Raw genomic sequence first — 23,526 nt, 5'->3', positions numbered from 1 at the left:
TTAAATGGCTTTTATTTTTCACTATTTGGAGGTATTTAATGAATGACTCCCCAGTAACAATCACTTTAGATAACGTATCTTTCCAGTTGAAAGAAATTCACAATTTTGATTGGCTTCAGGATGTAGGTGAAGTTTTTTGTGTTTTTGATCAACAAGATTCAGGCAATATATGCTTTGGAATCAAAAAAGATGGCATCAAAAAGTTTGTGAAGTATGCAGGAGCAAAAACATCGGAGTATTCAGGACATCCAGAAGAAGCGGTATTACGTTTAAAACAATCCATTTCTCTTTATGAAGAATTAAATCATCCCTACCTAGTACAGTTAATTGACCATCATGAAGTTGGTAATGGGTATGTGTCTATTTTTGATTGGTTTGATGGGGAGTGCCTGCATTCACATTGGTCGTTTCCACCGCCAGCTAAATATAATCATCCGGAATCACCATTTTATCGATACAAACAATTATCAGTTGAGACCCGTTTGGCATCATTTGATAGCATTTTACGATTCCATGTCCATGTAGAAAAAAAGAACTATGTAGCTGTCGATTTCTATGATGGAAGTATTCTTTATGACTTTAAAAACGATGTAACAAAGATTTGTGATATTGATATGTACCAGAAAAAGCCATATACGAACATGATGGGAAGACTTTGGGGTTCGAAAAGATTCATGTCGCCAGAGGAATATGAACTCGGTGCAGCGATAGATGAGAGAACCAATGTGTTTAATATGGGCGCTATCGCTTTTGGTCTATTAGGCGGGGAACTCGATCGTTCATTTTCTAAATGGGACGCAAGTAAGGAACTTCATGATGTGGCGATTCGTGCGGTGGATAAAAATAGAAGCAACAGATACTCGTCAGTTGAAGAGTTGTATTTAGCGTGGGACTCTGCATTAAAATGAGGGTGAAGAAATGGACATTGAAGCCTATATAAAGAAAATTGTTAAGGTCTTTGTTGAAGAAATTAATGATGATTTGGTTGGCGTTTATTTGCATGGTTCATTAGCGATGGGGTGTTTTAATCCAAATAGAAGTGATGTAGATATATTGGTCGTTGTTACCGAGGAACTTCCGATCAATATTAAAAAAACCATTATTAATAAATTACTAAAATTAACGAAAGGGAAACGTAATCAACTAGAAATGAGCATCATTTTAGAGCGATATGTAAAAGACTTTGTTTATCCAACCCCGTTTCAACTCCATTATTTTCATCCTCAATATTTGCAAGATGAAAATTTCATATGTGGCGGTGAAGGTTCAGCTGACCCTGATTTAGCGGGACACATGACGGTAACGTACCATCGTGGCGTCACGTTAGTGGGTAGGGAAATAAAAGATGTATTTATCCCAATTGATAAGCAGTTTTATTTAAATTCAATTATTAATGACATTAAGGACGCTTCACAGGAGATAAAAGGAAACCCAATTTATTTTACACTAAATTTATGCAGAGTAATGCAGTTCTTAAAAGAAGGGAAAGTTTCATCCAAAAGAGAAGGTGGGGAATGGGGGAAGATTAATTTACCGAAGAAATATAAAGAAATCGTTAGTCAGTGCTTAAATGTTTATAATGGAGAGGCTGAAGATATAGACATAAGTAACGAGAAATTAATTGAGTTCGCAGATTCGATGGTTGGAGAAATTAACAGATTAGCAAAACATACTAACAAATAGTTCATTATATAGATGCTTGTGAAAATATCCAGCCGTCTCGCCTATAAAATTTTTTTATAGGTGAAATTCCTATTGCATAGACTAATTAAATTAGTTAAAATGTTATTGAGGTTAGTTTGGTAAAAAGGGACTGTGATAAAAGATGAGAATAACGAAGATTGCTACAGTGTTTCAACTATCTTTTCTGCCTAGGATGTTTCCTGTTAATTGTTATTTTGTAGAAGAAGAGAATGAACTTACCCTTATTGACGCAGCTTTTCCGTACAGCACGAAAGCTATCATAAATGCAGCCAAAACGATTGGAAAACCAATAACAAATATAATAATTACTCACGCTCATGACGATCATGTTGGGGCTCTGGACTCGCTAAAGAATTTATTGCCTGATGTTCAAGTAAGTATTTCATCACGGGATGCGCTATTATTGTCTGGCGATTCCAGCCTTCTGCAACACGAACCAAACTCTCCAATCCGTGGAGGAGTTCCGAAAAAAATTAAAACTCGCCCGGACTTATTGCTCCAAGAAGGCGATCGTATTGGTTCTTTGGAAGTAATTTACTCACCTGGCCATACACCCGGATCGATATCTCTTCTTGATGTTCGAAATCGGAGTTTAATTGCTGGGGATGCTTTCCAAACTAGGGGAGGAATAGCGGTGTCGGGAAAACTTAAGCCGATGTTTCCGTTTCCAGCATTGGCTACATGGGATAAACTAACGGCTTTAAATAGTGCAAAAAAATTAAGAGGATTAAAACCGAATGTACTTGCGGTAGGTCACGGGAAGATGCTGGAACAACCAATCCATTATATGGATCAAGCAATAGGTGAAGCCGAATTAAAGCTCCAATATTCATAATAGGAGATGAATCTGAGATGTCTCGTCGTATGAAGATAGACTTGTCTATGATTTTACAAAAAGCTACAAAACTAGTTGATGAAAAGGGGATAGATCAACTCTCACTGGGGGAGTTAGCCGAAGAATTGGGAATACGTCCTCCTTCCTTATACAACCACTTGGATGGCCTAAATGAATTAAAGCAGAAATTGGCAATTCACGGACTTAAACAGCTTTATGAACACATGCTCCAAGCTGCAGTTGGGCGCTCTGGTGATGATGCAATCCACGCACTTAGCAAAGCTTATATTAAATTTGTAAGAACTCATCCAGGACTTTATGATGCAACCAATCGTTTTCCTGATTCTGCAGACAAAGAATTGCAGCAAGCCCAAGAGTCCGTGGTACAGCTTGTTGTCCAAGTGCTTCAGGCATACAATTTAAAGGAGGACATTACGGTTCATATGGTCAGAGGATTGCGGAGTATTTTACATGGATTTACTTCTATCGAACAAATGGGTGGATTTGGTATGCCACTAGATGTCGATGAAAGTTTTTCAATCTTGATCAATACTTTTATTAAGGGGATTCATTCAGTATCTGAAGCGTAAAGGAAGTGAAAAAATTGACTCAAGAGGAAATGATTTTACAAACTGAAAAATTCGTATTTCGTGAATTAAACGGGGAAGCCAGCGGTCATGACTGGTGGCATATTTATAGAGTTACTAAAATAACAAAAACAATTGCACAGCAGGAAAACGCAAATCTATTTATTTGTGAAATGGGAGCATTGCTCCATGATATTGCCGATGAAAAATTAAATTCAAATGAGGCAGAAGGTATTGAAAAAGTTAGAGAATGGTTAATTCATGTGAATGTGGATGAGACATCCATTTCAAGCATTATTGAAATCATCTCCACTATGTCATTTAAAGGTGGAGGGGGACCACCTATGAAAACCTTGGAGGGAAAAATTGTTCAAGATGCAGACCGCCTTGATGCAATGGGGGCCATTGGAATTGCTAGAACCTTTGCTTTTTCCGGAGCTAAAAATCAAATCATACATGATCCAAATATTAAGCCGAGAGAGCATGTAACAAAAGAAGAATATCGGACCGGAAAAACCACAGCAATTAATCATTTTTATGAAAAGTTATTAAAGCTTAAAGAGCTAATGAACACGGATTACGGTAAAAAACTCGCTGAAACGAAGCACCAATATATGGAAGAATATCTAGAGGTGTTTTTTAAAGAGTGGGAAGGGGAATGAGTGATTCGTTGATAGAGTTTTTTAAACGAAAAGAGTGCAGGGCACTTAGCCCAGCACTCTTTTCGTTTACTTTAATCATCCGTCCTTCAATAGTCGTGTTTACTTCTTTTAGCTTTTTCACATAGTTTACAAATGCTTCCAAATCAACAACATCAACCACTTGGTTTTTACCCTTTAATAACACTGTGAAATTATCCCCGCCACTAGCCATAAAATTATTCACTGTCACTGAATATGTTTTTGCTAGATCTATTGGTGTTCCGTCAGGTAATGTTATCTCAAGGATACGATCACCAACTGGACGAGCGTCGTCGTATTTTACTTTTAATCCTGAAATAGGCATGATTCTCGCCTTATCTGTCCACTGTTGGTTTAACAGCATTTTAACTTGTTCACCGGTTAAATCCATTTTCACAAGATCATTTCCAAATGGCTGAACGGTAAACAAATCACCCCATGTAAGGTCACCAGCTTTAAGGTCTGCGCGAATGCCACCTGGATTCATAAAAGCAAAATCAGTACCCGTTTGATCTCTCATGGAATCAGCAATCAGATTTCCTAAGGCAGATTCCCCGTCCGCATTTTGGTCCCTTGTAATTGCTTTAGGCGCATGGCCAACAACTTCATTAATAATTGGTGCAACATCTTCCTTATATTGATCAATCATTGCTTTAATTTCTGCATCAGGAGTAATTTTATCGCGGTAAGTTGTTACAATTTCCGCTTTTTTTGCTACGATATCTTTTGTTGTTCGATCGATTTCAATATCAACTGCTGAAAATGCTGTTCCGTATGAGTAAGACTGGACAAGAAGCTTATTGCCAACCATCGCATTCATATACGCATGATTATGGCCGCCGAAAATAATATCCACTTCATCGTCCACTTTATTAGCGATGTCGACGATTTCACCATCTGCTCCAGTACCATCCGATTTGGATACTCCCGGATTGTGAGCAAGGACAACGATTGCTTTGACACCTTTTTCCTTTAGTTCAGCAGTTGCCTTATTAATTGCCTCAACTTCGTCAGTAAAACGAACACCTTCAACACCGCTTGGAATGACGATGCTTGGCGTACTGGCTAGAGCAATGCCGATAAATCCAATTGGCACACCATCCACTTCCTTAATCACGTATGGATCAAGGATTGTCTCACCTGTTTTCTCATCAATGACGTTTGCTGCAACATATGGAAAATTCGCACCTTCGAATGGACCATATTTTTCAACTGTATTAGGATGGGAGCCTCCATGAATTAGGCGAAGCATTTCTTGAACGCCCTTATCAAACTCATGGTTGCCTAGTGTCCCTACATCAAAACCTAATTTATTCAAAAAGCGAATCGTCGGTTCATCTTGTAGAAGAGCCGATGTTGGCGGGCTTGCACCAACGACATCTCCTGCGTGAACAAGGAGTGTATTCGGATTAGTCGCTTTCCATTTCTTTAAATAAGCCGCAAGATACTCTCCTCCACCCGCATTAATACTCGCATTGTATGTGTCCAACTGTCCGTGAAAATCGTTAATTCCTAATAAATGAACCTTTACATGGGCATTTGATTTTTGCGGAAATTTATATGAATATTTAGCAAATCCGTTTGTCCCTTGACCGAGAAAACTAATTGGGTCATTTTCAGGAATTACTTTTTCCGCATCCGGTGAAGATTCAAATGTGACATGCAGATCCGCACCATTTATTCCGGAAAAACTCCAGTTGTTATCAGCGGTAGGGTCAATTGTTCCTGTTTCACTAATATAATCAATAATCACTTGGCGGTTTTCGTCGGGATAAATATTTGCTTCCTTGTTGTTTTTCACACCAGGGTATGTCGCAGAACTAGCTCGGTAGTTATTTGTCGCAACGATAAACTCTTGATTTTCATCGATTGGCTTGCCGGCGTATTGCAGGTTTTTAATCCGGTTTGCATTAGGTTGAATGATATTTCCGTCATTATCATATTTTGCTGGTTCTGTTACATCGATGTTATAGGATACTCCATCCATTACATCGTAGTTATATGTCGGGAAGTTATTATTAATCAGACTTTGCTCAGCAGATTTATTAGGATCAATTTGGTTAAATTGTCCTGCTGCCATTTCGAGCCATTCTTTTACATCGGCTCCTGTAACCTTCACATGAGCAACTGTATTTGGATACAAATAAAGGTCTGCAACGTTTTTGATCGCAATGGTTCCTTTTGGAATATGCGTATAATAGTTTGCGCCGTTTCGGCCGCCAGCTTTAAACGGTGCACCTACAGATAGAATTGGCAATCCTTCATTTGGCGTTCCTTCAATTTGTTTTTCTAGATACCATTTTTGTGCATTCGTCACGATTTGAATAGAAGGATCATCTTGAACTAACGCAAAGTAGCTGTGGATGTCTGCTGTTGTCTCACCAACAGGCTGGCGTACATAGTTTACTGTTCCTTCATGTTCTTTTTTGACAGCTTCTAAAATTTTCGGATCCGCATCCGCTAAGCTTTTCTTCGTATCCTTATCATAAATGGCTCTTAGTGACGCTAAGGCATCTATTACCTTCCAATCACCTTTTTCTTTCTTCAGCGTTAAGTCCATTACGCCTAAATGGCTTCCCCAGCTGCCAGGCATAATAACAGGCTTTCCATTAATTGTTCCTTTTTCGTAGTTAACTCCGGGTAAGCCTTGAAAATCACCAGGGAACAATTTATGGTTATGTCCGGAAATAATTGCATCAATGTCTTTGATTTTCGTAAGATCATATGCTGCATCTTCCTTAAATTCCTTTTGCTCGTCTTCACCTATACCAGAATGTGCAAGAGCAACGATGATGTCAGCTCCGTCTTTTTTCATCTTTGGTATAAATTCTTTAGCTGTTTCCACAATGTCTTTCGTAATGACTTTACCTTCTAAATGGGCCTTGTCCCATTGTGTAATTTGCGGAGTAACAAATCCAATGACACCAACGTTGATTTTTTGTTTCTTGCCTTGTTCATCAATAAATTGTTTCTTTAAAATAATATAAGGCTTGAAATAATTCTTGTTATTTTTCTTACCGTCGACTTTATAAACATTTGCATTTACATATGGGAAAGGGGCACCTGCCAACACTTTATCCAAATAGTCCAAACCGTAGTTAAATTCATGGTTTCCTACAGTCGCAGCATCATAGTTTAGTAGCCCCATCGCTTTAAAAACAGGGTGAACTTCACCTTGTTTAAGCTCGTCTACTTTCGCTTTATAATCGCCCAATGGGTTTCCTTGAATTAAATCCCCGTCATCGAATAAAAGTGTATTTTTAGCTTCTTTGCGCGCTTCTTTAATTAAGGTTGCCGTTTTCGCCAACCCAAATTCATCCGTCTCCGCGTCCTTGTAGTAATCGTAATTATACAAATGAGTATGAATGTCAGTCGTTCCTAAAATTCTAAGCTCAACCAGGTCTTTCTTCGTCTTATCCGGCTTCTCAGCATACGTAGATTGCGATGCCAATGGTAAAAATAGAACAGATATTGCAAGCAATGAAGCTAGTAACGGTTGTCCTATTTTCAGTAAGATGCTTCTCATACATATCCTCCTAATTAAAAGTAGTGGTGATTCATCATCATTATATAAGGGGGATATTGAAAGTGGTATCATAGTTTAAGAAACTATTTAAAAATAATGATATTTTACTATGAGAATTTCCGTAATTTTATAAAAGTGCAGAATAATAAGGTGTTAAGGGCTGTGCCAATAGTCCTTGGGGCAAAAAAATATTTTTGTAAAGTTAAGCAAAATAAAAAAAGAGCTTGAAAACGTGCAATAAACTTAGTATCCGTATTCAAGTAATTAACACAGGAATTTGTATCAAAAATGCTCAGAGCTTTTTTATGCTCTGAGCATTTTATATCTATCGGCTAATTCACTAAAGCTCAACTTTAGCATAAAGACTTCTTGAGGATTTCATTCCACTGAGATAAATAAAGTAAGTGCCCTTCGTCTTCAATAAATGAGAAAGTAGAATGAGTATATTTATCTCGAAGATACAGCGAAGTTGAAGGTGTCCAAATGTTATCCTTCCCACCTTGCCATATATTTACTTTTATATTGGAAGGGGGTGTTTTTATGGTAGTTATTTTTTTACACAATGCAAGAGCATCATAATAAACAGCGTAACCCTTATTATGATACGCCTCAACAGCACCTTTTGTAATAACATTCCGTATATTCAAGTCACTTACAATTCTTTGATCCTCTTCAACCATATCATTAATTGATTTTTGTAACGTAGTTTCCAAATTATTGGTTAGTTCCTTACTAAGTTTACTAAAAAAAACTTTTGTCATAAACGGAAAATATCGGTTCATATTCGATATCATTTTCCAATTTGAAGGTAAAATCTTCTTGGTTTCTTTACTATTTAAAGGGATGGCACTGCTAACTAAATTAAGAGAATTGACTTTTTCTGAATACTTGTCTGTGAAAAATTGACTATACAATCCACCTGCAGAATATCCAATAACGGAAACCTTTTGAATTTCTTTACTATCAAGTAACTCATTTATGTCATCCGCTACATCTTCCATCGAATATTTCCCATTTAAAGTTGACTCTCCATACCCTGGACGATTAACTGCAATAAAGTGAATATTGCTTTTCTCTAATGTTTTTGGATCGGGATGAATGGCACTGGCTGAGGAACCGAATCCGTGAAAGAAAATAACTGTATTTTCGTTTGTATCTCCATAACTCTTAAATGATAATTTACGATTATCTCGTAGATGAATATATGAATCTTTAAAATAGTGCATCGTTATTAACCTCATTTCATCTTTCTTATCTGATCATTTACACATCAGATAACATAATTCCTCCTATTTCAATCTCTTTTTTTCTTTCTTTTTATCATAAAATAAATTCCCGCACCAACGAGTAATAAAATTACGATAACCGGCAAGTTCCCAATAAAAAACACAATCAATTCTGAACCGGCGGCAAGTAAAAAGTTAATACTAGAAGCCAGTTGTTTTTTCGTTTTTTCCCATGTATCTAAATTTTCATTATCTATCCCCGGAATCCTTACGCTTTTTTCTATCATATAAATATCAATAGTAGAATAGGACGTTTGGTTTTCAAGGTATTTCATTTTCCCGACGATCACTTCAATTTCCTCTTGCACTTGGGCTAGATCGGAAGATATTTTTAATAAATCTCCTGTTTTGTTTGCATTGTTCATAAACTCAAGCAATCTTGCTTCTACAGCGCGTTTGGATTTCACCCTTGATTCAAGATCAACATATTCTTCGGTTACATCCTGCCCAGTCACATTGCGTTCCAAAACATTAATCGCTTCCTCTTCGGCATCTGTTAAAAACTTTTGAAAATACTTTTCAGGAACTCGAACCATGATCCGGCCACTGACTGTTTCATCGTTTTCGCGATACACATTCGATTCAACGATATACCCACCGTACTCATTCACCTTTTTCTCAATCTTCAATTGTGCCTTTTCAAGATTTTTAACATTTACCTGTAAATTTGCTTGGTGGATGATCATTCTATTTGTATTGATTTCACCGGACTTTTCTTCAACAGAATCTTCTGCCGTTGACTGATCCATTTCACTTTTCATTGCAATTTCATTTGAACCAGCTGAATCACTTTTGCCACTTTCACTTAAATCGCTTGAACTGCAAGCTGCCATTAGAACAAATAGGCTTGATAACAGTAAGATAAAGATTGATTGTCTTTTCATCAAATGCCCCCCAGTCTCTTTAATATGTAAGACGATTTTTTTAGAAAAAAGGTTACACTTTCCAAACGAGGGCTAACAAGGTATTTTAGCTTGAAAATAGAAATAAGGTAGGTAGTGGGGCTTAAATATATTTATGGGGTGATAAGGATATGTCGAAAACTAATAATATTGCTTTAGAATATTTAAGGGTTATTCAATTACGATTTCAAGACATGAAACGTACAGCGGAAAAGACATTTGACCAGCTAAATGATGAAGGGTTATTTTGGTTTCCAAACGAAAACTCCAATAGTATTGCTGTAATCGTAAAACATATGAGCGGCAATATGATTTCGCGCTGGACAGATTTTTTACATTCGGATGGTGAGAAACCGGATAGGGATAGAGACGGAGAATTCGAAAATACGATTTCAAGTCGAGAAGAACTTTATGAGGTGTGGAATAAAGGCTGGGATGTATTTTTTAATACTTTAAATACACTTACTGAGGAACAACTATCGCAAGAGGTCTTGATTAGAAGTGAGTCCCATTCTGTTATCGAAGCGATCGAAAGACAAATGTACCATTATTCCTATCATACGGGGCAAATTGTTTATATTGCTAAGCAGCTTAAAGATAATGGTTGGGAGAGCCTGACCATACCTAAAAAAGTAAAATAACGTAAGATATGGCTGTCACATTTGTGGCAGTTTTTAATTTTGAATTAGTAAGGTCTAATTAGATGATACGTCCTAAAATATGTCCACCGAAAAAGCTTTTAAAATAAATAACCAATGATATGATAATAGGAAGGGGGGAATCAAAATGATTGAGGAAAAACTGGACCGAATGGAAGACATGATGTCAACCTTAGTGAAAATGGTCGGCAATGTAAATAACGAGCAAAAATCAATCCGCAAAGAAATAGAATCAATGAAGTCAGATATTGAAGTGATGAAGACAGACATTGATACGATGAAGACAGATATTCAAGTGATGAAGTCAGATATTGAAGTGATGAAGACAGACATTAACGGGCTGAAACTTGACTTAGGAAAATTAAACGAAAAAAGTGATGAACGTCATCGAGAAATCCTAGAAAAATTACAAGAGTTAAGAATGGATCAAGATTTTATTTGGGAGAAAGGCGTTAAAAATGAAAGAGACATAGCATTATTGAAGAGACAAGTGGAAGCATGGCAATCCTCAAATATCTAATCCTTAATCCACATTTCTCCGCATTTATATACTTTCTTAAACATCAAATGCGGAAGAGGCCACGTTCTTACTTCCTCCACGGAAAATCCCCATACGTTATAACACCAAAATTAGGAGCTGAATGCAGCTCCTTTTCTTATAGCTACAGAGAAGGGATATCACGTCTGGTTATAGAAGCATATAAAGAATTTAAACCATTTAAGGGTCCAGAAAATATTTTGAAAAGATTTTATAGATGTCACAACCTACAGTGTTAAAAGGGGGGAGAAAATGTTGTTATTCCAAAAAGGTAACTTAAAAGTACGGGAAATACAATTAAAAGACAGCGCTTTATTGGTGAAATGGCTTTCCGATCCAAAGGTTCTTACATATTATGAAGGCCGAGACAATCCTTTTAATCTACATAAGGTAAATGAACATTTTTTTGATGATGATCAACAAGTAACTCGCTGTATTGTTGAATTCGATGGAGTATCAGTTGGATATATTCAATTTTATCAAGTAGATGAAGAAACAAGAATAGTATATGGTTATTCGCCTAATGAAGAACGCATTTATGGGATGGATCAATTTATAGGTGAAGTCGAGTATTGGAATAGGGGGATAGGTCAGATTCTTGTCAGTTCCATGGTGGAGTACTTAATTAAAGAAAAAAGAGCCGAAAAAATAGTGATGGATCCACAAACATGGAATGAAAGGGCCATTCGCTGTTATGAAAAATGTGGATTTGAAAAGGTGAAACTTCTTCCGAAAAATGAATTTCATGAAGGGGAGTATCGTGATTGTTGGTTGATAGAATACTATAAATAGCTATGGGGGACAAGCTTATGGGAGAAACAGTTTCTAAAAATATATGGGATTCTAACCTTTATGATGAAAAAATTAATTTTGTATCTCAGCTCGGTAAAGGGGTCGTTGATTTGCTAGATCCTCAAAAAGGTGAACGAATTCTTGACCTTGGCTGTGGAACAGGAGATTTAACTAATGAAATTGCTAAATCTGGCGCGATTCCTCTTGGCATAGATTTGTCAGAGCAGATGATTGAAACGGCCAAAATAAAGTTCCCTAATATCGAGTTTTCAGTGGGGAATGCAGTCAGCTTTAAATCCTCGCAAAAGTTTGATGCTGTGTTTTCAAATGCTGCCCTGCATTGGATGAAGCAGGCAGCTGAAGTGGCAGAGACAATATGGGAAGTTTTAAATCCAGGTGGCAGATTTGTCGCAGAATTTGGTGGAAAGGGAAATGTTGCTACGATTATTCATGGTGTTGATGTTGCACTTGCTGGGAAAGGAATGTCGGCTGCAGATAGAAATCCTTGGTATTACCCAAGCATCGGTGAATATAGTAGTTTACTTGAAAATCAAGGTTTTCGCGTTACGTATGCACTTCACTTCGACAGACCCACGCCGCTGAATGATGGAGAAAACGGGTTAAAGCATTGGCTGGATATGTTTTCAGATGATTTCTTTTATGACTTTAACACAGCAGCAAAGCTGGCTATGTATGAAAAAATTATGGCCGACCTAAAGCCTGAATTGTATAAGGATGGTACATGGTATGCGGATTATAAGCGCATCCGTGTGGTGGCTGTGAAGGAGTAATTACCATAAATCTAGTAAAAATCCCCCTATGAATCTATTCATAGGGGGTTACTGTATTATAATTGCAAATCATTACACCTATCGCACTTAGTTCCATAGCATTCATGCTGTTCAGCAATTTGCTCGCCGCATTCTGTGCATTGTTTTGGAGGTAGGTTTTTGAAAAAGTCGACTATACTCTGGATCATATCTTCACTCTCCCGTTGTTTTTTTGTTGCAACACTGTAATTAGTTTTTTATATTGTACTATAACAGAACTTTTCCCGTCAATACAAATTTCTAAACATGAAAAAATGGGCAGAATAAAGTATAGTAAATGTTATGGGACTATAGTTCAGGTAAAGGAGTGGAGCCCGTGAAGATTACGATTATTGGCCATTGGGGCGGTTATCCTAAAGCGGGGGAGGCGAGCTCGGGATATTTGTTGGAATACGATGGATTCAAGCTTTTGGTGGACTGTGGCAGCGCTGTATTATCACAGTTGCAGACATATATTAAGCCTGAGGAGCTGGATGCTGTGATTTTATCCCATTATCATCCCGATCATGTAGCGGATATTGGGGTACTGCAGCATGCGCTTTTGATTGGAAAATATGTGAACGGACATAGCAGAAATTTACCGATTTACGGGCATCCTCATGACACAGCTTCTTTCAATAGTTTAACGTATAAAGATATCACAACAGGAATTTCCTATGAGCAAGATGAGAAAATACATATTGGTCCATTTGAAATTGAATTTATTAAGACGAAGCACCCTGTCGCTTGTTTTGCAATGAGGGTTTCAGCAGGGGGGAAAACGCTCATCTATACAGCTGATTCCGCTTATTTTACGGAATTAGCAGAATTTGCGGAGAAGGCGGATATCGTCCTGTGTGAATCGAATTTTTATAAAGGAATGGACGGCGCTGCAGCGGGACATATGACGAGTGAAGAAGCGGGTACGCTTGCTGCGAAAGCGGGAGTTGGTAAACTAGTTCTCACACATTTGCCCCATTTTGGCGACCATCAGCAATTAGTGGCTGAGGCGAAAGAACAGTTTACGGGGGAAGTCGTTCTAGCTTCAATGGGGTTGAACTTATCCCTTTAGGGACAACCCCTAAATAAGAGGAGGAAATATTATGTTATTTATTGATAATCAAGGAATTACGGATCCACGGATCAATTTGGCGATTGAAGAGTACGCTCTTAAGAATTTGGATGTGAATGAATCTTATTTATTGTTTTATATTAATGAACCTTCCATTATTATCGGTAAAAATCAAAATACGATTGAAGAAATTAGTACTGATTACGTTGAAAAAAACGGCTTGCATGTTGTACGCAGACTCTCCGGAGGCGGTGCGGTTTATCATGATCATGGAAATTTGAACTTCAGCTTTATCACAAAAGATGATGGCGAGAGCTTCCTAAATTTTAAAAAGTTTACTGAACCAGTCGTCAATGCCCTGAAAAAACTTGGTGTTGATGCAGAAATGAAAGGAAGAAATGATATTCTGGTGGGCGAGCGAAAAATTTCAGGTAACGCGCAGTTCTCTACAAGAGGCCGGATGTTCAGTCATGGTACACTCATGTTTAATTCCGAAATTGACAATGTCGTTTCTGCTTTAAAAGTACGAAAAGATAAAATTGAGTCAAAAGGAATTAAATCGATTCGAAGCCGCGTTGCCAATATCTCTGAGTTTTTGGAAGAGGAAATGACGATCGAACAATTTAGAGAGTTGCTGCTACGCAATATTTTTGAAGGCGTTGACGACATTCCTGAATATAAATTAACTGATGAAGACTGGGAGAAAATCCATGAACTCTCTAAAGAACGCTACCAAAATTGGGATTGGAACTATGGAAGGTCCCCGAACTTCAATATTCAGCATTCGCATCGTTTCCCTGTTGGCCAAATTGAATTCCGACTTGATATTCATAAAGGACAAATCACAGATTGCAAAATATTCGGCGACTTCTTTGGTGTCGGTGATGTAGGCGAGATTGAAGAGCGTCTTACTGGAGTCCGCTACGAAAGATCTGAAATCGCCAAAGCTCTAGAAGATGTGGATATTAAACATTATTTCGGAAACGTAACAAAAGATGAAATTATTGAATTGATTTACTGAAAATTGAACGGATTACGCTAGCAAAATCACGGAAGAACTTTGGTCCGTGATTTTTTTTGCCTTTAGAAAAAGGTTTTTTCGCAATTGGTTAGAAATATTCATTTATAGTGGTTGGATATATATGCTTTAACTGGGGATAGGATAGTTGAAATCGCTGTTTGGATAGTTGGACTGAGGATTTGGACAGTTGCAAACGCGATTCGGACAGTTGGAGTCACGTTTCCGACAGTTGAAATTCGGTTCTCACCACATGAGTGAATATAAACCACTTTATAATAGGAAAGGGGATTTGAAATGAGCACTATTAATCTTGAAATCAACAATTATATTGCTTTTGTTACATTAAATCGTCCTGAATCATTAAATGCCTTCAATTATGAAATGCTATGTGAGCTTTCCCACACTGTAGAATTATTAAAAACGAATCCAGAAGCACGCATCGTTATTTTTCAAGGTGCTGGTGAAAAAGCATTTAGCGTTGGTGCCGATTTAAAAGAACGGAGAACACTTACGGAACAAGAAGTCCGCCGCAACGTGCAAAAAATTGGGGAAGTATTTCTTGCTATCGAAAAGCTTCCGCAGCCAACGATAGCTGTGATCAATGGTCATGCTTTCGGAGGAGGTATGGAATTAGCTCTTGCTTGCGATTTTCGATTCGCGGCGAAGGAAGCACTCATGGGGCTCACTGAAACGAGCCTCGCCATTATCCCGGGAGCCGGTGGAACGCAGCGACTGCCTCGGTTAATAGGAGAAACAAAAGCTTTGGAATTGATTTTAACGGCAAAAAGATTAACTGCTCGTGATGCTGCCGAATATGGCATTGTATCAACAGTTGCTGAACGTGAACATTTATTAGAAACAACCTTGACGTTTGCGCATTTGATTCTCGCGAATGGACCAATGGCAGTCCAGCAGGCGAAATTCGCCATTAAGACAGGGCTAAATGTGGACCTCCAAACAGGTCTTGAAATAGAGCGCAAGGCTTATGAAATCACGATTCCCACTGAAGATCGAGTAGAAGCACTTGAAGCTTTTAATGAAAAAAGAAAGCCGGATTTCAAAGGGAAATAAGTCGAGGTGCCAATATGAAAAATTATCATTGCTGCGCCACATGTATTCATTTTTCAGCGCAGAAAAAAGCGGGTAACATGATCTATCGCTGTGAACGCCTTGGTTTTACTACAAAAACCCATTACCAATTCAATTGCTGGGTTCCGAAAGAAAAAGTACGAAAACTAATGGAAAAAGAAAAATAAGTATCTGAAATACCGCTATTATTCTCTTCAACAACATCTTTCCCCATCTTGCCGAATGTACGAATCATGCTTATAATTGTTAAAAATTACTCAAGATAAAAGAGGGGGATTAAAAGGATGGAAGCTTCGGTGCCAAAAGTGAAACATATAGAATTTCGCCAGGGGCTTCAGGAGGGATTGAGCATTGCGATTGGTTACACTCCCATTGCGCTTACTTTTGGATTGCTTGCAAAAACGACTGGCTTAACATTGTTTGAAACGGTATTTATGAGTCTAGTTTTATATGCTGGAGCCTCTCAATACATAGCGCTGAATATGTTTGCACTTGGAACAGGTGCTGTAGAAATGATCTTAACGACTTTTATTGTCAATATCAGACATTTACTTATGTCTGCTTCACTCAATGAAAAAGTTGAAGATGAGATATCATGGAAAAAAGCAGTATATGCATTTGGTATTACGGATGAAACTTTTTCCGTTGCTGCTACAAAGCAAGATACTATTTCTACTGGCTTTTTATTTGGGCTTAATCTTATTGCTTACTCTAGCTGGGTTGTCAGCTCAGGGATTGGATACGCAATTGGTGCGGGGCTGCCGCAAGTATTACAGGAAAGTATGACGATTGCATTATACGCGATGTTTATTGGGTTGCTCGTTCCCTCCCTGAAAAAAAGTATGAAGGTTGCTTGCCTGGCTTTGCTCGCTGCAGCCTTTAATAGTATCTTCGTATTCTCAAAAATCATGAGTAGCGGCTGGGCGATCGTAGCTGCAACGTTATTATCCGCTATTCTGGTTGAAGTAGTAGAAACTATTAAAGATAGGGGGCGCACAAGGCATGAGTAATTCCATCATCGTGCTGACTATTATCGGGATGGGACTGGTCACCTACATCCCAAGAATGATTCCATTTATTATGTTCCGGGGGAAAGAACTGCCGCCTTTTTTACAGGGGGTTTTGAAAAATGTACCTTATGCCACCCTAGGAGCATTAATTTTTCCCGCTGTCTTCTTTATTCAAGAAGGTTCAATTATTCCTGGATTGGTTGGAATGGCAGCCGCTTTTCTCATCGCATTTCTTGGTGCTAATGTAATTTTCGTTGTGCTTGGTTCGATTGCTATACTCAGTGCTTATTCTTGGCTACTCTAAAAATCTTTAAAACAACGCCATCTGCCATGAAGTAGGTGGCGTTCGTCTATTTTCCTGTGAAATTTCCGGATATTTAATTTTAATTCGTTTTAATAAGACAATTAATAGTTTTTTTGAAAATGTTTGAAAGGATCTTTTTTATGTCATAATATGCTGTGATGAAAAAATCACGGAAGCTAGTTCTAATTAAAGCAATTTTTTCTACATATAATAAGAGATGGACAAGGGGGGAGAGCATTGATCAAAAAATGGGCGCTTAGGGCAATCGTCGCATATATACTTTTCGGTATTGCCATGTATGCGTATTTATTTTATTTAGCTGACACTTCTATTCCGGCAGCGCTTAAAGGCACGAAGGCAGACCCGGCTACTTTTTTAAATGCAAGGGAATTGATGCTGACCGAGGAATATTCAAAGATCCGCAATTTGATGTTTTTTCTAGCGACCCCGTATGAATGGTTATTTTATTATTTAATTTTAATTTTCGGGGTTTCAGCAGTTTTTGAACGCTGGGCAAATGGCACGGCAAGGTTTTTTGCGCTAAGAAGTGCGATTTACTTATTCTGGCTGTCAATTGCATCTTTCATTATCATGTTTCCGCTTAGCTATCTTTCCTACACAATTTCTAAATCATACAATATTTCCACTCAAGTTTTTTCATCGTGGATGAAAGATAATATCATTGAGTTTTGGGTGGATTATGCGATGATGCTCGTAATTGTCACCGTTCTATATGCTCTCATGAGGAAATTTAAAAAGCGTTGGTGGCTTGCAGCGTGGGTACTATCCATTCCTTTTTCAATCTTTATGATGTTCATCCAACCAGTGTTGATCGATCCACTTTATAATGATTTTTATCCATTAAAGGACAAGCAGCTTGAAGCGAAGATATTAGAAATGGCAGATGTGGCAAGCATTCCCGCTGAACATGTATATGAAGTGGATATGTCCAACAAGACGAATTCACTCAATGCTTATGTGACTGGTGTGGGTTCGAATTCAAGGATTGTACTTTGGGATACGACACTTGAGCGGTTAACGGATGAGGAAATCCTGTTCATTATGGCTCATGAAATGGGGCATTACGTTGAGAAGCATATTTATATCGGGATTGCGGGCTACATTCTCCTTACTTTTGTAGGACTTTGGCTTACAGCTAAGCTTATGGAGCGGTGGGTAAATAGAAGGGGCAAAGCCTGGAAGGTTGATAAAATGACCAACCTAAGCTCCTTGCCAGCGTTTCTCTTAATCACATCTGTGCTTTTATTCGCCGCAAGTCCGCTGACAAATTGGGTCTCACGCCATCAAGAGACGAGAGCTGACACGTATGCGATTAAAATGACCCATGATAAAGAAGCTGGGGTCAAAACCTTTCAAAGCTTGACGAAAGCAGGGCTCAGCCAAGTAAACCCGCCTTATTTAGTAAAAATCTTCCGTTACGGGCATCCGACCATGCTTGAGCGGATCAGGATGATTGATGAATATAAAATAAAGGGGAAATAATATAGGTCGAAAACAAAAACGAGGCTGTCTCCATTAAGAGTCTGATCACTCCTTTACAGAGTGACCAGACTTCTCATGGCGACAGCCTTAATTTGTCATGCTTTTATTGTCCTATAAGGTTTGTGAGCTCTTTTGAGAGCTTCATGAAGGCTTCTTTATCCTTCATATCAAGCGCACGATCAATGTCAATCCAAAGCTTTTCCTCGCGCTTTTGCTGCAGAAGACCGTTTAAGAAAAAATCAACATACCATTCCATTGCTTGTGCTTCATTTTGATTCTGGGTCATCGCATACTCTTTCAGCAATTCCTGATAAGACTTTCTCTTCTCCATCGATGATCACCCCTGAAACTTTTTTTAATTATACATGGAATGGGTGGAAAAATCAACAGAAGAGTGTAAATTTTCAGATGAATTACTTTTTTTAAAAATTAAAGTGAGAAAATTATCGAATTATTTCGAATTTTGGTGATATTTGGGTTTTTGTGTGATATGGTAATTTTGTACTAGTAAAATAAACCTAAGGAGGAGAATGAGAATGCAAGAAAACGAGAGAATGGTCGAAGAGTATGAAATTAATCCTCTTACAATGATGATTAAACCATTAGTAGATGGTAAAAAAACATACTCGGACATTTATGAGTTTGAAGAAAAGTATTTATCGCAGGATAAACCAATTCAAATTATTAAGAGAAGCTGTGACTATTTTGGATGCTCATTCGACGGAAGAAGAGAAGGGACGCGTAAATTAATTAATATTACCCACAAGGTACCCATCATTGTTGACCCTCATACATCGATATATTTATTTCCAACCACATCACCGTTTAATCCTGATTGTATTTGGATCTCTCATGATTTTGTCGAAGACTATCATAAAAGTGGCCCCTATTCTACCATAGTTCAATTCCAAAATAATGAAAAGTACGAAATTCCAATTTCGTTTTCATCATTCGGAGGTCAATTATCACGTGCCGCTATGCTACGGGTTAAATTTCAACAAAATATTGAGAGAATGGAAGGATTTCGCAGACGTTCTTCGAATTTTTATTTAAAGGCATCTGAATTCCAAAAACCATATAGAACTAAAAAGGATGAAATATAGGGAGCGCTTTTCACGCTTCCTTTTCTTTTTGACTCTGTTTTAACCGCTCTAATAAATAATAACGCATCAGCTCTTCTACTCTGTTCCGCAGCCTCGGATTAAAATAATTATGCTGTTCTTCGTAGCCCTTGTATAGAAATGTATACATCGTAAAGGCATCATCTGATTTCAACCGGTCCACTTTAATGCTGTTTTTATGCAAGTAGCGTTTTACTTCTGCAAGATCGACCTGAATCGCTTTCATCGTTTCCTCGATTAGTTCCAAATAGGGCTTTTTTAATTTAAATGGGCTTTTTTCTACTACAAGTAAATCCCGGTTCAATACCGAAAGAAGCATTGGTAAATAAATTGCCTGTTCAATCATATCCCGGTCATGCGTTGGAATTCTCGTCATTTGTTAGTCCTCCCCTAGTGAAAGAACGTGTGTTCGTATTCATTTTACTTAGAAAATGAAATAATAGCAAGCAGCAAATATTTACAAAAATTTTTCCCCTAATAAGCAGGAAAAATACTTAGAGTGTCGAAATATTTATAGTGGTAGAAAGTCAACATGAAAGGTGAGGTAAAATGAAAAAACAACAAGGAATTAAGCCAGAAGATTTATATGAACTGAAGTCGGTGGCAGATCCGCAGCTGTCTCCGAACGGAACGGAAGCGGTCTATATCCAGACGCATATTGACGAAAAGAAGAAAGACTATGTCTCCAATTTATTTTACATAAGCTTGAACGATAAAAAGCCTATACAATGGACCCACGGCGAACATAAAACAAGTTCACCTGTTTGGTCTCCAGATGGCAGCCAAATTGCATTTGTATCAACCCGTAGTGGGAAGCCGCAAATCTTTGTTCTGCCAAAAATAGGAGGAGAAGCGAAGCAGGTTACTGACTGTAAACATGGGGCAACTACTCCTGTTTGGTCCCCATGTGGAAAAAAGATTGCTTTTTCAGTGAAACTCGGAAAGGACGAAACAATTCTTGACCGCGTTGATCAAGATAAGAAAGAAGATAAGGAAGTTAAGCCGCTTGAAATTGACAATATGAAATATAAATCTGATGCAGGCGGATTTTTGGATATGGATCAATTTTCGCAAATTGCAATCGTGAATATTGAAACGGAAGAGTTGGAGCAAATCACGGCAGGAAAGGATCACTTCCAACTCGGATCTTGGTCACCTGATGGAAAATATATTGCGTATACGGCCGACCTATCAAAGGATAAAGATTTTTCTTTCATGAGCGATGTTTTTTTGCTTGACCTTGGAACAAAGGAAACGCGAAAGCTCACGGAAGGAACGGGTATGTTTTATCAAACATCTTGGGCGCCGAATAGCCAATATCTTGCATTCGTCGGAAGCGAAAGAGAATACGAAAATGCCACTCATGCAAAGTTGTGGATGTATGATCTAGAAAAAGACACGAAGACATGCATAACAAGCGATTTTGATGCACCCGTCGGTGACTTTGTTGTAGGCGATTTTCTCCAAGGTGTCTCAGCACCGCGCGTACAATGGCTGGAAGATAGCCAAAGCTTTTATTTCCAAGTGACAGATCATGGAAATACTTCGATTTATTTTGGGAATCTTTCAGGGGAATTATACCCGGCGATTAATGACGATCAATACGTGTATGGCTTCTCGCTCGATCCGAAAAATGATAAGGCGATTGTCGGTATTAGCAGTCCTACAGAGCCTGGCGATCTTTACTATGTTAATCTCTCAACAGGGGAAAAAGAACGCCTAACTGAAGTAAATGAAGAATTTTTGAAAACAAGAGAATTGTCTATTCCGGAAGCGATTGAATTTGAAGGAGCGGACGGCTGGAAGGTGCACGGCTGGATCATGAAGCCTGTAGGATATGAAGAAGGGAAGAAATATCCACTCATTCTTGAAATCCATGGTGGACCACATGCGATGTACGCCAACACCTACTTTAACGAGTTCCAAATTCTTGCTGCGGAAGGATACGCAGTACTTTTCACAAATCCACGTGGAAGCCATGGTTACGGTCAGAAGTTTGTTGACGCTGTGCGCGGCGACTATGGTGGTAACGATTATCGTGACTTGATGGCGGCTGTTGATTATTCATTAGAAACCTTTGATTATATCGATCAAGATCGCCTTGGCGTGACCGGAGGAAGCTACGGTGGATTTATGACGAACTGGATTGTCGGTCACACAAATCGCTTTAAAGCAGCGGTTACCCAGCGGTCGATTTCCAACTGGATCAGCTTTTACGGCGTGAGTGATATTGGCTATTATTTCACTGACTGGCAAATTCTCGCTGATCTTAACGACATCGAAAAGCTGTGGAATCATTCTCCGCTGAAATATGTTGACAATGTTGAGACACCACTATTAATCTTGCATGGTGAAAAAGACTTCCGTTGTCCTGTCGAGCAAGCTGAGCAACTATTCATTGCATTGAAGCACCGTGAAAAAGAAACGAAATTCGTACGCTTCCCGGAATCGAACCATGAATTGTCGAGGAGCGGAAAGCCGACTTTAAGAATCAACCGTCTTGAGTATATTAGAGATTGGTTTGTGAAATATTTGTAAAGGTGAAAGGCAGCTGGAGACAGCTGTCTTTTTTTGCTGAAGAATCTTTTCCCCTCCTAAATAATTATTTTGTTTGTTCCTGTTTAAATAGTTTGATTATTATGATACTTTAGTATTAGCTAATTAAGCGATAAGGGTATGAGAAAACTAAATTACTAGGAAGGGAGCGATAGATGATGTTGGCTGTACAAGGTGGGGCACCTGTTCGAACGAGACCATGGGCGCCGGAGTTCATTAGTTCGGAGGAGTTTGATGATTTAGAAAAGGAATATGTTCTTCGTGTTCTCGACAAAAAGAGGGTATTTCGTTTCTATGAGGAGGACATTTATCATTCGGAATCTTCACGATTAGAAGCCTTATATTGCAGGCGTACTGGGTGTAAACATGCATTAGCTGTTAATTCAGGTACATCAGCGTTAGTTTCAGCGCTCATTGGAGCAGGGATCGGTCCTGGTGATGAAGTGATTATCCCAGCATATACATATATAGCGACTGCTTCCGCGGTTTTAATTGCTCGTGCTGTTCCTGTAATTGTCGAGGTTGATGATACTTTAACTATGGATCCTAAAGCGTTTGAATTGGCTGTTAACGAGCATACAAAAGCAGTGATTCCTGTGCATATGAAGGGAGTACCATGCCAAATGGAGGAAATCCTAGACATTGCACAGAGACATAATTTGATTGTTATTGAAGATGTAGCTCAGGCAAATGGAGGATCCTATCGAGGAAAGCCTTTAGGATCTTTTGGTCATGCAGGTTGCTTTAGTTTCCAGCAATATAAAGTAGTTACTTCCGGCGAGGGCGGCATGGTTACGACGAATGATGATAATATTTATACACGAGCAAGCATATATCATGACTCCGCCTTAAGTTACTGGGGAACGAAAATGTTTGAAAATGTCCCATCCTTCCCCGGGGAAAACTACCGAATGAGTGAGTTAAATGCAGCCCTTGGCTTAGCACAATCACAAAAAATTGATTCCATTGTATCTAAATTGCACCAAATTAAAAAAGCAATTGTTAATGGAATTAAAACAATCCCCAATATTCAATTGCAAAGAATTCCGGATTGTGATGGCGATGTTTCATATAGTTTAATATTCTATTTAACTACTGCAGAACAAGCGAAATCTTTTTCCGATTATTTAAATGCAGAAGGAATACCTAATGGCACAATTTATAATAATGGTATTGCCGATCGCCATATTTACGTCAATTGGGATTATGTTTTAGAAAAACGTGGAGCCAGTTTACATGATAACCCTTGGACATGTGAAAGTTATAAGGGAAATGTTCAATATTCAAAAGATATGTGTCCTAACACATTAGATTTATTAGCACGCTCGATCAGTATTCCTCTGCATCAAAATCTGACCTTGGAGGATTGCCAAGACGCTATTGCAGCCATTAACAAGGTGGCGGAATTTTTTGAATAACGGCTGGAATAAAAACCTGTTCTATCCTATATGAAAATAAACTCAGTGGCTAACATCACTGAGTTTATTTTTATTCTCACTAACAGAATGACAAATCAAATCACGTATGATTGT

The 23,526-nt window shown here is 38.3% G+C and carries 24 protein-coding genes; 18 read left to right on the top strand and 6 right to left on the bottom strand.

Annotation, left to right across the window (positions count from 1 at the left end; translation table 11 throughout):
* Positions 1 to 38 precede the first annotated feature (38 nt).
* The 5 genes from KHA88_RS08595 (at position 39) to KHA88_RS08575 (ending at position 3,788) form a co-directional block, all read left to right on the top strand.
* The gene (locus tag KHA88_RS08595) at positions 39 to 908 is read left to right on the top strand and encodes a protein kinase family protein (protein ID WP_213096318.1); all 870 of its coding nucleotides are present in this window, start codon (positions 39 to 41) and stop codon (positions 906 to 908) included.
* Between the two features lie 10 nt (positions 909 to 918).
* Entirely contained in the window at positions 919 to 1,683 is a 765-nt protein-coding gene (locus KHA88_RS08590; RefSeq protein WP_213096319.1) for an aminoglycoside adenylyltransferase domain-containing protein, read from the top strand.
* A 142-nt stretch (positions 1,684 to 1,825) separates the two neighbouring features.
* Positions 1,826 to 2,539: an MBL fold metallo-hydrolase gene (locus KHA88_RS08585; RefSeq protein WP_213096320.1), complete on the top strand. Its 714-nt coding sequence runs from the start codon at positions 1,826 to 1,828 to the stop codon at positions 2,537 to 2,539.
* Between the two features lie 17 nt (positions 2,540 to 2,556).
* Complete coding sequence (locus KHA88_RS08580) at positions 2,557 to 3,129, top strand: TetR/AcrR family transcriptional regulator (RefSeq protein ID WP_213096321.1); 573 nt, start codon at positions 2,557 to 2,559, stop codon at positions 3,127 to 3,129.
* Positions 3,130 to 3,143: 14 nt separating this feature from the next.
* On the top strand, positions 3,144 to 3,788 hold the full coding sequence (locus KHA88_RS08575; protein WP_249308335.1) for an HD domain-containing protein: 645 nt from the start codon (positions 3,144 to 3,146) through the stop codon (positions 3,786 to 3,788).
* Here the strand turns inward: KHA88_RS08575 and KHA88_RS08570 are convergent.
* The 3 genes from KHA88_RS08570 to KHA88_RS08560 all read right to left on the bottom strand — a co-directional run bounded on the left by KHA88_RS08570 (position 3,766) and on the right by KHA88_RS08560 (position 9,502).
* On the bottom strand, positions 3,766 to 7,332 hold the full coding sequence (locus KHA88_RS08570) for a bifunctional 2',3'-cyclic-nucleotide 2'-phosphodiesterase/3'-nucleotidase (protein ID WP_213096322.1): 3,567 nt from the start codon (positions 7,330 to 7,332) through the stop codon (positions 3,766 to 3,768). The genes KHA88_RS08575 and KHA88_RS08570 overlap by 23 nt on opposite strands.
* A gap of 353 nt (positions 7,333 to 7,685) precedes the next feature.
* Positions 7,686 to 8,558, bottom strand: coding sequence for an alpha/beta hydrolase (locus KHA88_RS08565; protein WP_213096323.1), 873 nt, complete (start codon positions 8,556 to 8,558; stop codon positions 7,686 to 7,688).
* 68 nt (positions 8,559 to 8,626) lie between these two features.
* Entirely contained in the window at positions 8,627 to 9,502 is an 876-nt protein-coding gene (locus tag KHA88_RS08560) for a DUF4349 domain-containing protein (protein WP_213096324.1), read from the bottom strand.
* A gap of 149 nt (positions 9,503 to 9,651) precedes the next feature.
* On the opposite strand from KHA88_RS08560, the gene KHA88_RS08555 reads away from it, so the two are divergent.
* The 4 genes from KHA88_RS08555 to KHA88_RS08540 all read left to right on the top strand — a co-directional run bounded on the left by KHA88_RS08555 (position 9,652) and on the right by KHA88_RS08540 (position 12,300).
* Positions 9,652 to 10,161: a DUF1572 family protein gene (locus KHA88_RS08555; protein WP_213096325.1), complete on the top strand. Its 510-nt coding sequence runs from the start codon at positions 9,652 to 9,654 to the stop codon at positions 10,159 to 10,161.
* Between the two features lie 145 nt (positions 10,162 to 10,306).
* On the top strand, positions 10,307 to 10,699 hold the full coding sequence (locus KHA88_RS08550; protein WP_213096326.1) for a coiled-coil domain-containing protein: 393 nt from the start codon (positions 10,307 to 10,309) through the stop codon (positions 10,697 to 10,699).
* 273 nt (positions 10,700 to 10,972) lie between these two features.
* Positions 10,973 to 11,509 carry a GNAT family N-acetyltransferase gene (locus tag KHA88_RS08545; RefSeq protein ID WP_213097789.1) on the top strand — a complete coding sequence of 179 codons (537 nt, stop codon included), beginning with the start codon at positions 10,973 to 10,975 and terminating at the stop codon, positions 11,507 to 11,509.
* Between the two features lie 17 nt (positions 11,510 to 11,526).
* On the top strand, positions 11,527 to 12,300 hold the full coding sequence (locus tag KHA88_RS08540) for a methyltransferase domain-containing protein (RefSeq protein WP_213096327.1): 774 nt from the start codon (positions 11,527 to 11,529) through the stop codon (positions 12,298 to 12,300).
* A 56-nt stretch (positions 12,301 to 12,356) separates the two neighbouring features.
* Here KHA88_RS08540 and yhfH read toward each other — a convergent pair whose 3' ends face one another.
* Positions 12,357 to 12,488: a protein YhfH gene (gene yhfH, locus KHA88_RS08535; RefSeq protein WP_213096328.1), complete on the bottom strand. Its 132-nt coding sequence runs from the start codon at positions 12,486 to 12,488 to the stop codon at positions 12,357 to 12,359.
* A gap of 167 nt (positions 12,489 to 12,655) precedes the next feature.
* On the opposite strand from yhfH, the gene KHA88_RS08530 reads away from it, so the two are divergent.
* From KHA88_RS08530 to KHA88_RS08505, 6 genes are all read left to right on the top strand, one after another.
* Positions 12,656 to 13,390, top strand: a complete 735-nt coding sequence (locus KHA88_RS08530) for an MBL fold metallo-hydrolase (protein WP_213096329.1) — start codon at positions 12,656 to 12,658, stop codon at positions 13,388 to 13,390.
* Positions 13,391 to 13,421: 31 nt separating this feature from the next.
* Positions 13,422 to 14,411: a lipoate--protein ligase gene (gene lplA, locus KHA88_RS08525; protein WP_213096330.1), complete on the top strand. Its 990-nt coding sequence runs from the start codon at positions 13,422 to 13,424 to the stop codon at positions 14,409 to 14,411.
* 294 nt (positions 14,412 to 14,705) lie between these two features.
* Complete coding sequence (locus tag KHA88_RS08520; protein ID WP_213096331.1) at positions 14,706 to 15,482, top strand: enoyl-CoA hydratase-related protein; 777 nt, start codon at positions 14,706 to 14,708, stop codon at positions 15,480 to 15,482.
* A gap of 302 nt (positions 15,483 to 15,784) precedes the next feature.
* The gene (locus KHA88_RS08515) at positions 15,785 to 16,510 is read left to right on the top strand and encodes an AzlC family ABC transporter permease (RefSeq protein WP_213096332.1); all 726 of its coding nucleotides are present in this window, start codon (positions 15,785 to 15,787) and stop codon (positions 16,508 to 16,510) included.
* A complete protein-coding gene (locus KHA88_RS08510; protein WP_213096333.1) occupies positions 16,503 to 16,814 on the top strand; it encodes an AzlD domain-containing protein in 312 nt (103 codons plus the stop codon). Before KHA88_RS08515 ends, KHA88_RS08510 begins: the two co-directional genes overlap by 8 nt.
* 237 nt (positions 16,815 to 17,051) lie before the next feature.
* The gene (locus tag KHA88_RS08505) at positions 17,052 to 18,317 is read left to right on the top strand and encodes a M48 family metallopeptidase (protein WP_213096334.1); all 1,266 of its coding nucleotides are present in this window, start codon (positions 17,052 to 17,054) and stop codon (positions 18,315 to 18,317) included.
* A gap of 103 nt (positions 18,318 to 18,420) precedes the next feature.
* Here KHA88_RS08505 and KHA88_RS08500 read toward each other — a convergent pair whose 3' ends face one another.
* Positions 18,421 to 18,648 (bottom strand): IDEAL domain-containing protein, encoded by a 228-nt coding sequence (locus KHA88_RS08500; protein WP_213096335.1) that lies wholly within the window; start codon positions 18,646 to 18,648, stop codon positions 18,421 to 18,423.
* A 205-nt stretch (positions 18,649 to 18,853) separates the two neighbouring features.
* Here KHA88_RS08500 and KHA88_RS08495 point away from each other — a divergent pair, with 205 nt between their 5' ends.
* Positions 18,854 to 19,420, top strand: a complete 567-nt coding sequence (locus KHA88_RS08495) for a competence protein ComK (protein WP_213096336.1) — start codon at positions 18,854 to 18,856, stop codon at positions 19,418 to 19,420.
* A gap of 10 nt (positions 19,421 to 19,430) precedes the next feature.
* Here the strand turns inward: KHA88_RS08495 and KHA88_RS08490 are convergent, their stop codons facing one another.
* The gene (locus tag KHA88_RS08490; RefSeq protein ID WP_213096337.1) at positions 19,431 to 19,814 is read right to left on the bottom strand and encodes a YhjD family protein; all 384 of its coding nucleotides are present in this window, start codon (positions 19,812 to 19,814) and stop codon (positions 19,431 to 19,433) included.
* Positions 19,815 to 19,987: 173 nt separating this feature from the next.
* Between KHA88_RS08490 and KHA88_RS08485 the strand changes: the two genes are divergently transcribed.
* A complete protein-coding gene (locus KHA88_RS08485) occupies positions 19,988 to 21,976 on the top strand; it encodes a S9 family peptidase (protein WP_213121712.1) in 1,989 nt (662 codons plus the stop codon).
* A gap of 176 nt (positions 21,977 to 22,152) precedes the next feature.
* Positions 22,153 to 23,412, top strand: a complete 1,260-nt coding sequence (locus tag KHA88_RS08480; RefSeq protein ID WP_213096339.1) for a DegT/DnrJ/EryC1/StrS family aminotransferase — start codon at positions 22,153 to 22,155, stop codon at positions 23,410 to 23,412.
* Positions 23,413 to 23,526 lie beyond the last annotated feature (114 nt).

It is taken from the genome of Lederbergia citrea, assembly GCF_018343525.1.
In the GTDB taxonomy this organism is placed as follows: Bacteria; Bacillota; Bacilli; order Bacillales; family Bacillaceae_C; genus Lederbergia; species Lederbergia citrea.
Note: the sequence above shows the minus strand (reverse complement) of the source record. Positions and strands in the feature narration are given on the sequence as shown.